The organism is Psychrobacter jeotgali, from assembly GCF_904846315.1.
In the GTDB taxonomy this organism is placed as follows: domain Bacteria; phylum Pseudomonadota; class Gammaproteobacteria; order Pseudomonadales; family Moraxellaceae; genus Psychrobacter; species Psychrobacter jeotgali.
On the sequence record NZ_CAJHAF010000001.1, the window covers coordinates 326,193 to 338,100 of the forward strand.

Below are 11,908 nucleotides of genomic sequence, written 5' to 3' on the forward strand. Positions count from 1 at the left end.
ATATGTCCGCTCCAAAGTTCTCATTAGTAATCGATTTGCGCTGGTGTCTTGATGAGCTATTAGCGGATAAATGGATTGATCAGCGCAGTTATAATCTGGTATTGACCAGCCGCCGAGATCCAGCTCAACATCCGCTGGTGGTTATTAGCGAGTTTGGATTGCTTGATAGCCGCTTACCCTCTGAGTCTGTTAATAAAGACAATAAGTTAACTTTGAGCCTGCTTAATCAATGGCTGGCGGCTAAAGCTGAGATGCCACTAGTGCGTATCGATCCGCTAAAGGTCGATGTACCAGCAGTGACCGACCTGATGTCTTTTGAGTATGCGCGCTCCCAGCATATTCTGCCGATTGAAGTCACAGCGGAAGAAGTCGTTATTGGTACCGACCAGCCTTTTTATAATGATTGGCACGCTAATATCGAAAAAATTATTAAGTCTAAAACTTATCGTACCGTCTATATCAGCCCTGAGCAGATCAAGCGCTATCGCCAAGAGTTTTATCAAGTGACCCAAGCGATTGCGGGTGCCAACAGTTTGCATAAACGCGCCGCCGCTGATGTCACCAATGTCGAAGCCTTATTGCAGCTGGGCGACAATACCAATCCGGATGCCAATGACCAGCATATTGTAAAAGTGGTCGATTGGCTGCTGCAATATGCCTTTGAGCAGCGTGCCAGCGATATTCATCTGGAGCCAAGGCGTGAGACTGGCAAAGTACGTTTTCGCATCGATGGCGTGCTGCATACGGTGTACGAGATGCCATTAGCTATTATGGTCGCCGTGACCGCCCGTATCAAAATCCTTGGTCGGCTCAATGTATCAGAGAGGCGTAAACCGCAAGATGGTCGCCTCAAAACCCGTACACCTAAAGGGCTTGAGACTGAGCTGCGTCTGTCGACACTGCCAACCGCTTTTGGTGAAAAGCTCGTGATGCGCGTATTTGATCCAGAAGTGCTGGTGCGCTCATTTGCACAGTTAGGGCTGTCGGGTAAGCAGCTAGCGACTTGGCATGAGCTGACTGCCAAACCCAATGGCATTATTCTGGTCACCGGTCCGACTGGATCGGGTAAAACCACTACTTTATATAGTACGCTCAAGCAGCTTGCCACCGAAGAGGTCAATGTTTGTACTATTGAAGATCCGATTGAGATGATTGAGCCGGCCTTTAATCAGATGCAGGTCAATATTGGTATTGATCTGCACTTTGCTGACAGCATTCGCTCGCTGATGCGTCAAGACCCTGACATTATCATGGTCGGTGAGATTCGTGATACAGAGACTGCTAATATGGCCGTGCAAGCCTCGCTTACTGGGCATTTGGTGCTCTCAACTTTGCATACCAATGATGCGCCCAGCGCCTTGACCCGGCTACACGATTTGGGTGTACAGCCTTTTTTGACCTCGGCGAGTATCTTGGGCGTAATGGCTCAGCGGCTATTGCGGACGCTGTGCCCGCATTGCAAACAAGCGCTAAAAGTCACCGAAGACAGTGAGATAGCGCTTCAGTGGCAAGAGCTGGTGCAGCCTTGGCGCGCCTCAATACCTGCGCAGATATATAAAGCGCAGGGCTGTGAGCACTGTCGTCATACCGGCTATCAAGGGCGCATTGGCTTATATGAGATTATGCCACTCTCTAATGAGCTCAAAAAACAGGTCGCCGCCGATGCTAATTTGGGCACCATTAAACAGCAAGCTTACCGTGAAGGCGTACAGCCCTTACGCGTATCTGGTGCCAAGCGCATAGCTGAGGGGGTGACCAGCATGGAAGAGGTCATGCGAGTGGTTCCTTTGGGCTAAAGTGGCTTCATAGCTTTAAACCTTTATGCCTGCTATGCCGTTAAAGTTTTGCGCCGTGAAAATTTCTTATCATTTAAGATAATGGCTTATATGTGCTATTGGTAGGGGCTACCAATATCGCTACCCTTGAAAAACCTCGCTGGCAGGGCAATATTTAGTAATTGAGCTTATATTTTAATGATAAAGAGAGCATTTATGTTTACCGATACCCATTGCCACTTAAACCGCCTCGATTTGACCAAGTATGATGGTCAATTGTCTGGAGCCATTGACGCCATGAAGGCTGCCAATGTTAACCGAGCGATGGCGATTATGTGCGATTTTGCTGAATATGATGAGATTAGTAACATCGTTGATACTTATAGCGATGAGCAGCTGAATTTAGGGATGAGCGTGGGTATTCATCCCTGTGAGGATATCGAGGTGTTGCAATCAGCGACGGTAGAGCGTTTGGTAGAAACAGCGCGCCCTGATCATGTATGGGCGATAGGGGAGACGGGGCTGGATTATTACTGGTCAACCGAAAATGCCCATGAGCAGCGCGAGAGCTTTGCGCGCCATATTCATGCCAGCCAGCAGCTCAAAAAGCCGCTGGTCGTACACATGCGTGAAGCCAAAAAAGACACCATTGATATCTTAAAAGCGGAAGGCGCTGAACACGGCATTATTCACTGCTTTACCGAGGATTGGGAGACGGCCAAGCGAGCGCTGGACTTGGGGTTTTATGTCTCATTCTCAGGCATCGTCAGCTTTAAGAGTGCCAAAATGATTCAAGAAGCTGCGCAGAAAATGCCTAGAGACCGTCTACTTATCGAAACCGATAGCCCTTATCTAGCGCCCGTACCCAAACGTGGTCGACCCAATGAGCCGGCTTATGTTCCCTATGTGGCTCAATTTATTGCTGATATGTACGATTGCAGTGCTCAAGAGGTTGGCGAATTGACTGCAAAAAACTTTGTAAATTTACTAGCACAATACTATTAAAATCGTTATGCTATGACCAGTCAGTCATTTAATAAGGACGCTTAATTATTTGCTATTTATTATTAGCTTATAACTAAGCACGGCTGATATACCGTCATTACGCATAGCATCAGTAGACAAAGCATTATTATAGTTATAGGGTCGCCATAGTCGACGCAGCAACTGTTTCCTGATGACTGTATGCATAGTCTTATTAGGTTTTAGGAGCAATTATGAGTCGTCAACACCAGTTCAAAGTGCGGGAAGAAAATATCTTAGCGATGGCTGAACAGTTGTTGCTGGAGTCAGGCGACGGTGATATTACTTTGGACAGTTTAGCAGACCAGCTGGATTTGGCTAAAGGTACCCTGTACAAGCATTTTTCTAGTAAAGATGAGCTTTATCTGCGGATAATTATTCGTTATGAAGAGCAGCTTTTTAAGATTAACTGTATTGAGGATAGCTCGTCGGCAGGGATTGCCCGCATGATCTTTCAGCAATTGCTCAATCCCCAAAAGGCGATGTTACTCAACCAAATTGAAGAGCGTCTTGCTGCTTCGGCAACAGGTCTAAATCGCTTGTTTGGTGAGCTGTATGATATTCGTCGTCAGCGGATGAAACGCTTGATCGACATCATCGGTGCTTATTTAAATGATGAGCAAAGTGGCATGAGTACGCGCGATTATTTGTCCTCTATTTGGGCGATGGGTCAAGGCGGGGCCGGCTTATTAAATTCCAGCTTTTATCAGCGTTATCTTGGTCGCCGCGACACTTTACGGTATGCTTTAGTCCGTCAGATGCTTGAGCTGCCCAGCCATTATCCGCATAAGGATGCTGACAAATCAGTGTTAGAAGAAGATACTCAAGAGCTGGTCGAACAAATCGATACGGAATCAGAAGAGCATCGTAATACTAATTATTAATGATCGCTTTGTGCTTATATCATCATTTGCCTCTACAGGTGAGTAGCCCATAAACAGTAGGTGTACAAAGTAGGTGTGTTATGCCAGTCACTGTTAAAGCTCTGTCCAGCTTAGCGTCTGGTGTTTCGGGCAGCTATCAAGGCTCACCGTCAATACCTCATCGATCTCAATCGGGCTTCACCTTAGTCGAGATTGTGGTGGTTGTGGTTATATTATCTATATTTGCCGGGATGATGAGCCTGTCAGTGGGCAGTAGCGACTCGCGTAAAAACCGCGCTTTTTATGAGCATCTCATTGATTCGCTTAGTTATGTCAGACTGTTATCTGCTGAGCGGATGCAGCCAATGGGACTGAGCTTGCAAGCGGATAATCAAGGTCAAGTAGCGCCAGTTATTGTCACTTTATCAAATCCCTATATTGACTATCAAAGTCAAACCTCAGCTTCAGCTAATAGTCCTAATAATAGTGATATCTCACCCAAAAACGCTATGGAGCTATCAGCAGGTATAGCAGGCTTCTCCGCTTCTAATGCTAATGATGTGCCACTGCCAAGCTGGGATTTGGAGTCCGAAGTCACTTTGCCAGCGCTGCCTAGTGGCGTCAGTCTGGATATTCAAAGCTTAGATACTGGCAATAGTTATGGTGCAGATCAAACTCAGGTTTTACAGCCTTGGTTTCAGCGTCAAAGCGTGCCGCAAGTGTTATGGTTTGGCACCGGACAAGCGGCACCTGTGACTATTGAGGTGCGCCATAATTCACGCTTGGTTGGAGAAGTGATTACCATCATGCCCGATGGCAGCATAAGTATTGGGCAAGGATTATAGCCCATGACTGACTCGCTTAAGCTAAAACGTCATCCTAAAGTAAGCAAGCGTTTATCAAATCGTGAAGGCGGTTTTACGCTTATCGAGGTTATGGTAGCCTTAGCTATACTAGCCGTGGTGGCCGTAGCAGCTAGCCGTGCCAGTAGCGCTTATCTCAATTCAGTCGACACTTTAAGAACCCGAACGTTAGCGCATTTCGTCGCCCAAAACGCGGCGGCTGAGCTACGTATGCAACAAACCTTTTTGACCACCAATCGTACCCAAAGCGTGAATGCTCAAGGCCGCGATTGGCAGATCACTATGAGCACCGAGCAGTCTTTGACGCCAGCTCTAAGGCAGGTCAATATTGCGGTTGCGCCTATCATTGATGGTCAACCTCGAGCAGTAGTAACCGATATCGACATCCTATTGAGCGATGATAAGCAGCAGCCTACTAGCTTGGATTTGAATCAAATGGGCGGTCAGCTGTGAGGCGGCAGCAGGGCTTTACTTTGCTTGAGCTGATGGTAGCGATGGCGATATTCGCTATGCTAGCAGTGGCGGGCTGGCAAGTCTTTGATAGTGTTAATCGTGCGCGAGAGCGTGCGCAGCTGCATGCGGATAACTTAGCCATTCTACAATATGCTTATCTGCAATTACAGCAAGATATGGGTCAGATTATCGCTTATCCAGCGCCGAATTTGCAGGCTAGTATGCAGGTGGATAAGGCTGCTGCTAGTACTAATGCTAGCAACAATAATAACAATAATAACAATAACAACAACAGTAATGACCAATCTAATAAACCAGATCTCACTCCTGAGCCGTTTATGAGCTTAAATGGTGAAAAAATAAGCTTTGTACGTTTTGCTGATCCAGACCCACGTTATCAAACCAGCCCTAGCATCCAGCGGATCGATTATATCTTTGCCGAGCAGCGTTTGCTTCGCCGTCAATATCATCACATCCAAGACAGTCCTAGTAACGTCAGTCTTGATAGTGTCTTGCTCGATGGAGTCACAGCAGGGCGCTGGCAAGCCTATCTACCTGAGCTCAGCGCAAAATTTCCCAATCCTGATAGCCTGAATAATAAAATAGATGTTGCTACTAATAATGCAGATAATCAACCTAAGGTTGTGCTATTGCCAGAAGGGATAGGCATAAGCTTTACTTATCAAGATATGCCGATCACTTGGCAGTTTGCCCTTACTCCTGAAGCAAAGCTGGTTAGCAGCAACAGCAACGCTAACGCCGGCGACAATACATCTAATAATTCTGCTAGTCTGCCTAATGCTCAATAATAAGAGGAGTTGGTGTTGATGCCCATAACAGCAAACTCCCAGCGCGGAGTAGCGCTATTGACCATTTTATTATTAGTGGTCAGTATTACCGTAGTGGCAGGCGCCATGCTGGCCAGTCAAAAGGTGGCTATTCGCCGCAGTGGTCTACTATTCAGCCAAGATCAATTGCTGCAAGCTATCGATGCTGGTCAGCAGTTAGCTATGATGGCTATTCGTGCGGATAATAATCTCAACGACACCGATAGCGCTCAAGATATTTGGGCGCAGCCGTTACCACCTTATACTTTAAGTGGTCATAGCGTCACCGCTGAGATAAGAGATGAAGCCAGCCGTTTTAATATTAACAACCTCTACCATGATGGCAAGGTGGATGGAGTAGCCTTAGCGGTATTGCAGCGCTTATTATCCCAGCTACAATTAGAACCTGAGATAGCAATAGCCATACTGGATTGGCAGGATGCTGATAGAGAGGTTTATAACGATGGCGGCGATGAGACGGTAGTTTATGCTCAAACCAGTAATAGGGCAGACAGTAAGCTTGCCAATCAGCCCTTTATTAGTATTGAGCAATTGCAAGAGCTAAGCGCTGTAGATGCAAATACTTTAGCGACGCTACGGCCTTATATCACCGCAGTACCTTATTACTTACCTATAAATGTGAATACAGCAAGTCCGACCTTGCTGGCTGCATTAGTCGAAGATATGGATGTTGAACAGCTACAACCCTTAACGGATTGGCGTAGCCAGCAAGTATTAGAATCTATTGATAACCTATGGGAGCTGCCGGGGTTAAGTAGCGTTAGTGAGGAGCAGCGCCAGCTTATTAGCCCATTATTAGCGGTAGATAGCCAAGCTTTTATGGCGCTTATTACCGCTACCGATAGCACCGCTTTGGGCGCAGCCAAGCAGCGTTTTGCTACGGTATTGATTGGTAAAACCGCTGCTGCCAATGTTAACAACGATGTAGATAACACTGCTAATAATAATGACGGCAATAATGATGCGCAACAACTGAAGGAAGTTAAGGTTATTAATCAGCGCTTATGGGCATTTCGGCCCAATTTCTAAACAGTTTCTAGGACTTTATAATAAGTACTTATAAAAAGGCTGGAATGATAAAGCGGGCTGCAACGAAACTTTCTGGCTAATGCGTTACTCATCGCTAAGACGGGTCTCTTCGCTAGATTTCCAGTTATATGCGCCATAAAATAGCATTTGTGCTTGCCGAGTACAGTTGTGCAGCATCAATTGCTTTTTTTCTTCAATATCGGCCAAATCAACTTCATCGTCATGCGCCTCAGAGTAAGTCAGCTCTAACCAATCAACTATCCAAGAAAAGAACATATTGACCCCAGCTTCAGCCAATAACCGGCGATCATAATCGTTGATGTGAGCAAATGCTGGCTGCAATACTAAATCCTCTGCCAAGCTCTGACTGTTGGTCTTGATCAAATGATTGATGGCTTTACGCACCGATTCTGAACCGCCGTAACGCTCACTGACCAAAAACTGCCAATAACGCGGTTTAGCACTGACCGTACGTAGAAATAGGTGAATGCTCTTAGCAATTTGTCGATCAAAACTACGCCGGCGTCCAATTTGTAAGTTGTCACTCAAGGCCGCCAGTGTACTGCCCAATTCTTCAAATACCAAAGCCTCGCCTAGCGACTCCATATCGTCAAAATGTCGATAAAAGGCTGTAGGCACCACGCCAACTTCGCGGGTCACTTGCCTCAAGCTAATAGAGCTAAAAGACTGTCCCATCATGCATAGGTCAAGCACTGCATTAAAAAAGGCGTGCCGAGTTTGAAGTTTCTTTTGTTCGCGACTGCTCATAATATTTCAAAATTAGCTGATAAAGGCTCATGATACTCATTTCAACACAAAATTACGAATAAAACTTAATTATAAAAATTAATGCTCAAACTTAGATAGCGTTTGTAGCGCGTCTAAATCTATAAGCGTTTTATTTTTAATTGACTATAAGTGTTCATACACGGTGCTGTTTATATGATTGTTCCCCAATGACCTTGTAATTCTTGTGCCAGTCGATAGGCTTCGTGGTCATTCATACCGGTAATAAAGTCCAAAATATTTAAAATATTGTGATAAATATTATCTGATAATTGCCGCCGATGCTCCTCCAGATGCGGTTGTAGCAAGCTTAATAAACGCTGCTGCTCAAAGGGTTTCGGCGAGCTAGCAAGTGCAGTCCAAGCTAATGGCATAAAGGCATCCAGCAGTCGATGTAAGCATTGATTGGCCATCAGCTCCATCCGTACTTTACTAGGATGATTAAAGATCTGCTCGCGTGCCAATTGTTTGGCTTGGTTGATGCCGCTTTTCACCGTAGGTTCACAGTGAGCAAATAAACTACCCTCCAAAGTCCCTGCTAGCATGGTATCACTATTAGCAACAAAAGCATCGGTGACGGTGTTTACCAGCCGCATCATAGCCCGTGCCCGTAATGATGCGAGCTGTTGTCGAACTGATACTTGCGGTGGTAGCACAAGGGTAGCAGGACTCTCGCCAATCAGCTGATAAAATATCGCCGCCACATCTGGATAGCTGAGCATACCCAGATGAATACCATCTTCTAGGTCTATAAGCGCATAGCAAATATCATCGGCGGCTTCTAATAAATAGGCTAAGGGATGACGGGCAAAACCATCGTGTTGCTTTGAGCGCGGCAGCTGCAAACAGTCAGCCAGTTGCTCTAATTGCGTCGCTTCGCTATAAAAGCAGCCAAATTTTTGCACATTGCCAGTGCGCAAGTTATCGCTAGCGACAGTATTACTGTGAGTGGCAAGCCAAGGATATTTCATAAATGCACCCAGAGTGGCACAAGTTAGGCGCATACCGCCAGCATCAGGGTGGTGCTCGTTACGAGTAAGCAGGCGAAAACCTTGGGCATTACCTTCGTAAGCAAGTACATCCAAGCGCTCATTAGGGGTTAAATGCGGCAATATCGTTTGACGTTCAGGATGCAAAAACCAATCACGAATCGCATATTCTCCGGCATGACCAAAAGGTGGGTTACCAATATCATGGGCCAGACAAGCGGCTTGGACAATGACCCCAACATCAGCAGGAGTCACACCAGCTGGCAAGCCGTTGGGTAATTTATCATGGAGCTTTTCTGCCGCCATCATACCTAATGAGCGCCCGATACAAGAAACCTCTAGCGAATGGGTCAAGCGGGTATGAATACCCAACTGATTGGTTAAGGGATGGACTTGGGTTTTTTGATTGAGTTGACGAAACGAGTGCGAAAACACTAAGCGATCATAGTCTTTATGAAAAGAGGTGCGGGCACTGTCTAGCATCGCTGGCAGTTTATCACTACCCAAACGTTGGGCATTAAACAAACGTGCCCAATGGTCGCCAGCACTAGCGGGTTTATTAGCATAATTATTAGTATAAATATTCATAAGATGCGGCCCCTAATTTTTAATTATTATTATTTTCATAGCTTAAACTTGTTATCAGAATGAATACCAGCAGCACGTTTGAAGCTCTACTTTTAACTGACTCTTTACTTTCAACTGACTATAGTATAATAAAAAAGCCAGCACTAAGGCTGACTTTTAATAGGGTTCGTATTGCTACTAGAGGTTTTAAATTAACAGTTAGGTAGCATCATAGGTACATAGATAGTAATCAGTGCTACTTAAACATTAAATCTAAAATGCATCACATCGCCGTCTTGTACGATATAAGTTTTGCCCTCTAGACGCATTTTACCCGCTGCCGCTGCGCCTTTTTCGCCGTTATATTCGATAAAATCATCATAAGCAATCACTTCGGCACGAATAAAGCCGCGCTCAAAATCGGTATGAATGACGCCTGCCGCTTGTGGAGCGGTTGCGCCAACTTCAACGGTCCAAGCGCGTACTTCTTTGACGCCAGCGGTAAAGTAAGTCTGCATATCAAGCAAATCATAACCACCACGAATGACTTGATCTAGTCCGGCTTCTTCCATACCCATATCTTCTAAGAAGTCTTTTTTATCATCTTCATCAAGCTGGGCAATCTCAGATTCAATTTGATTACATAGAGCGATAACGATGGACTCATCACCCGTCGCATAGTCACGGACGGCATCCAAATAGGGGTTGTTCTCAAAACCATCTTCACTGACGTTAGCGATATACATGGTAGGCTTAAGGGTAATTAGGCCATAGCTTCTAATGAGCTTTTTCTCATCATCATCAAGATTAGCAGCACGGGCGGCTTTACCTTCGGCTAGTAACGGCTCGATTTTTTTGAACACATCCAACATAGCTTGGGCGTCTTTATCACCGCCTTTGGCTTTTTTATTCAAGTTAAATATGGCACGCTCAACGGCTTCTAAATCAGCTAAGGCCAGCTCGGTATTGATGGTTTCGATATCATCAATGGGGCTGACGCGGCCATCGACGTGCACCACGTTGTCATCATCGAAGCAGCGCACTACATGAGCGATAGCGTCAGTCTCACGGATGTTGGCTAAGAACTGGTTACCCATGCCTTCACCTTTTGAAGCCCCAGCGACGAGACCGGCGATATCGACAAACTCCATAGTGGTAGGTAATACGCGTTCAGGTTTGACGATGTCAGCCAATTGTTTCAGACGTGGATCGGGTACGGGTACGATGCCAGTATTGGGATCTTTGGTACAAAAGGGAAAGTTTTCAGCGGCGATTCCCGCTTTGGTCAAAGCATTAAATAAAGTGGATTTACCCACGTTTGGTAGGCCGACGATGCCGCAGTTAAAACCCATAATGGTCTCTCAATCAATTGATATAATTTGGATTAAATTAGGAGGTGTTGGTATAAAAATTGGCGCTATTATAGCAAAGTTTAACTGTTAGCGGGCGTATAGATGTGCTAGTTTCTAAGGACAGCATGGTTAAATAATGCGTAACTGAGACCAGAGCATGAGAAGCTTGAGCGAAACAAAAGAAGTATGGATGGCGTTATCAGATTTGTTCGTTGATAATAAAATAGATCACGAATGTATAGCCAAACGAGTGGCCCATCTAACTATCAATGAAGTAGAGCAAATTTTATTTTGCGAAGTCGCTCCTGTGTGTATGAGCAACTTATTAGCGCCTACACCGTCGGTCTGGCAAGAGTTTCATGAAGATTATGTTATCCCTGAGGTACAGCAGCATTTGCAAAAGATGCAGTCAGATTGGTTTTATAATCGCAAAATTTCACTGAAAATAAAGTTTTATAAGGCCTTTTTACATCAAGATTGGCTCAAGTTAGTGATACAGATACGTCAAATACAAAAAAGATCAGCAGACGATCTATAAAGACATCCCAACCAAACCTCTATTTTTTGGTCTTAACCAACCCAATTATTACTCCCATCTCCTTTTTATCATGCTTATCAATGCTAGGAGCATATAGCGCTGAAGCAATCCCGCCATCTAAAAATAAGGCATTTGGGCAGCTCAAATCGTCTTTAAATAATGAAGCAAATTGGTAAAAGCTTACAGGCTGGTTACTATTGACAAATTGCAGGCGTCCATCGTCGCAAACTCCCACACCATTACGAAACTTAAGCGAGGAGCTATCGGGGTTAAATTTAGGATGAATAGCGCCATCAATGACTAACATCGGTCCTGATTGGGTCGCATACCAAGGTTCAGCTTCACCATTTTTAAGCTGTGCGCTCAGAGCATTACTTTCACTGATTTGAACATTGTTTTCTTTATCCCACCACATAACGCCATTGGGCGATAAGTGGAAATTACCGCCGCCCTCATTGAGGTTCAAGGCACGAATTTCTTCACCCTCAATAACCGTATAGCCAATAGGGGCGTAGCGCTCATTATACATACCGGCATTCATCGCAAAGGCAAGAGTTTGCGGCTCTGATAAACTATTTAGCAGATTATCAAAAGTCAGCAGTGTTTTGGCGTTTTCAGATGATTGCCAAAACAGCCGTAATGAGTAATCATCACCAGCTAATACTTGCGTATCTACACCACAGACGTCATAAGAAAAAGGCGAGTCTAGTGTCTGACAAGACCACTCCTGAGCCATTGCATCTGTAGTATTTGATGGAGTTGGTTGACAGGCACTTAGAGCAAGGCTCAAAACTGCGATACCTGTCATTAATAAAAAACCCT

The 11,908-nt window shown here is 45.2% G+C and carries 12 protein-coding genes; 8 read left to right on the forward strand and 4 right to left on the reverse strand.

The features are described from left to right. Window positions 1-2: 2 nt before the first annotated feature. The 7 genes from JMX18_RS01345 to gspK all read left to right on the forward strand — a co-directional run bounded on the left by JMX18_RS01345 (window position 3) and on the right by gspK (window position 6,854). Window positions 3-1,796, forward strand: a complete 1,794-nt coding sequence (locus JMX18_RS01345) for a GspE/PulE family protein (RefSeq protein ID WP_201582961.1) — start codon at window positions 3-5, stop codon at window positions 1,794-1,796. Between the two features lie 195 nt (window positions 1,797-1,991). Beyond that, the gene (locus JMX18_RS01350; protein ID WP_201582963.1) at window positions 1,992-2,780 is read left to right on the forward strand and encodes a TatD family hydrolase; all 789 of its coding nucleotides are present in this window, start codon (window positions 1,992-1,994) and stop codon (window positions 2,778-2,780) included. Between the two features lie 212 nt (window positions 2,781-2,992). Further along, a complete protein-coding gene (locus tag JMX18_RS01355) occupies window positions 2,993-3,682 on the forward strand; it encodes a TetR/AcrR family transcriptional regulator (protein WP_201582965.1) in 690 nt (229 codons plus the stop codon). An 80-nt stretch (window positions 3,683-3,762) separates the two neighbouring features. Next, the gene (locus JMX18_RS01360) at window positions 3,763-4,506 is read left to right on the forward strand and encodes a prepilin-type N-terminal cleavage/methylation domain-containing protein (protein ID WP_201582971.1); all 744 of its coding nucleotides are present in this window, start codon (window positions 3,763-3,765) and stop codon (window positions 4,504-4,506) included. Window positions 4,507-4,509: 3 nt separating this feature from the next. After that, entirely contained in the window at window positions 4,510-4,977 is a 468-nt protein-coding gene (gene gspI / locus JMX18_RS01365; protein WP_201582973.1) for a type II secretion system minor pseudopilin GspI, read from the forward strand. Further along, complete coding sequence (locus JMX18_RS01370) at window positions 4,974-5,786, forward strand: prepilin-type N-terminal cleavage/methylation domain-containing protein (RefSeq protein ID WP_201582975.1); 813 nt, start codon at window positions 4,974-4,976, stop codon at window positions 5,784-5,786. The genes gspI and JMX18_RS01370 overlap by 4 nt, the downstream gene beginning before the upstream one ends. Window positions 5,787-5,804: 18 nt before the next feature. After that, the gene (gspK, locus tag JMX18_RS01375; RefSeq protein WP_201582977.1) at window positions 5,805-6,854 is read left to right on the forward strand and encodes a type II secretion system minor pseudopilin GspK; all 1,050 of its coding nucleotides are present in this window, start codon (window positions 5,805-5,807) and stop codon (window positions 6,852-6,854) included. Window positions 6,855-6,938: 84 nt separating this feature from the next. Here gspK and JMX18_RS01380 read toward each other — a convergent pair whose 3' ends face one another. The 3 genes from JMX18_RS01380 to ychF form a co-directional block, all read right to left on the reverse strand. Continuing rightward, the gene (locus JMX18_RS01380) at window positions 6,939-7,622 is read right to left on the reverse strand and encodes a TetR family transcriptional regulator (protein WP_201582979.1); all 684 of its coding nucleotides are present in this window, start codon (window positions 7,620-7,622) and stop codon (window positions 6,939-6,941) included. 170 nt (window positions 7,623-7,792) lie between these two features. Continuing rightward, window positions 7,793-9,217, reverse strand: a complete 1,425-nt coding sequence (locus JMX18_RS01385) for a deoxyguanosinetriphosphate triphosphohydrolase (protein ID WP_201582981.1) — start codon at window positions 9,215-9,217, stop codon at window positions 7,793-7,795. 239 nt (window positions 9,218-9,456) lie between these two features. Then, on the reverse strand, window positions 9,457-10,548 hold the full coding sequence (ychF, locus tag JMX18_RS01390) for a redox-regulated ATPase YchF (protein WP_201582983.1): 1,092 nt from the start codon (window positions 10,546-10,548) through the stop codon (window positions 9,457-9,459). Between the two features lie 157 nt (window positions 10,549-10,705). On the opposite strand from ychF, the gene JMX18_RS01395 reads away from it, so the two are divergent. Next, window positions 10,706-11,086 carry a DUF7079 family protein gene (locus JMX18_RS01395; RefSeq protein WP_455237445.1) on the forward strand — a complete coding sequence of 127 codons (381 nt, stop codon included), beginning with the start codon at window positions 10,706-10,708 and terminating at the stop codon, window positions 11,084-11,086. 19 nt (window positions 11,087-11,105) lie between these two features. Here JMX18_RS01395 and JMX18_RS01400 read toward each other — a convergent pair whose 3' ends face one another. Then, window positions 11,106-11,894: a phosphodiester glycosidase family protein gene (locus JMX18_RS01400; protein ID WP_227674519.1), complete on the reverse strand. Its 789-nt coding sequence runs from the start codon at window positions 11,892-11,894 to the stop codon at window positions 11,106-11,108. Between the last annotated feature and the right edge of the window lie 14 nt (window positions 11,895-11,908).

What these genes read in the sequence shown, in the direction of transcription:
- JMX18_RS01345 (WP_201582961.1), top strand. Translation starts at nt 3, where the DNA reads ATGTCCGCTCCAAAGTTCTCATTAGTAATCGATTTGCGCTGGTGTCTT.
- JMX18_RS01350 (WP_201582963.1), top strand. Translation starts at nt 1,992, where the DNA reads ATGTTTACCGATACCCATTGCCACTTAAACCGCCTCGATTTGACCAAG.
- JMX18_RS01355 (WP_201582965.1), top strand. Translation starts at nt 2,993, where the DNA reads ATGAGTCGTCAACACCAGTTCAAAGTGCGGGAAGAAAATATCTTAGCG.
- JMX18_RS01360 (WP_201582971.1), top strand. Translation starts at nt 3,763, where the DNA reads ATGCCAGTCACTGTTAAAGCTCTGTCCAGCTTAGCGTCTGGTGTTTCG.
- gspI (WP_201582973.1), top strand. Translation starts at nt 4,510, where the DNA reads ATGACTGACTCGCTTAAGCTAAAACGTCATCCTAAAGTAAGCAAGCGT.
- gspK (WP_201582977.1), top strand. Translation starts at nt 5,805, where the DNA reads ATGCCCATAACAGCAAACTCCCAGCGCGGAGTAGCGCTATTGACCATT.
- JMX18_RS01380 (WP_201582979.1), bottom strand. Translation starts at nt 7,622, where the DNA reads ATGAGCAGTCGCGAACAAAAGAAACTTCAAACTCGGCACGCCTTTTTT.
- JMX18_RS01385 (WP_201582981.1), bottom strand. Translation starts at nt 9,217, where the DNA reads ATGAATATTTATACTAATAATTATGCTAATAAACCCGCTAGTGCTGGC.
- ychF (WP_201582983.1), bottom strand. Translation starts at nt 10,548, where the DNA reads ATGGGTTTTAACTGCGGCATCGTCGGCCTACCAAACGTGGGTAAATCC.
- JMX18_RS01395 (WP_455237445.1), top strand. Translation starts at nt 10,706, where the DNA reads ATGAGAAGCTTGAGCGAAACAAAAGAAGTATGGATGGCGTTATCAGAT.
- JMX18_RS01400 (WP_227674519.1), bottom strand. Translation starts at nt 11,894, where the DNA reads ATGACAGGTATCGCAGTTTTGAGCCTTGCTCTAAGTGCCTGTCAACCA.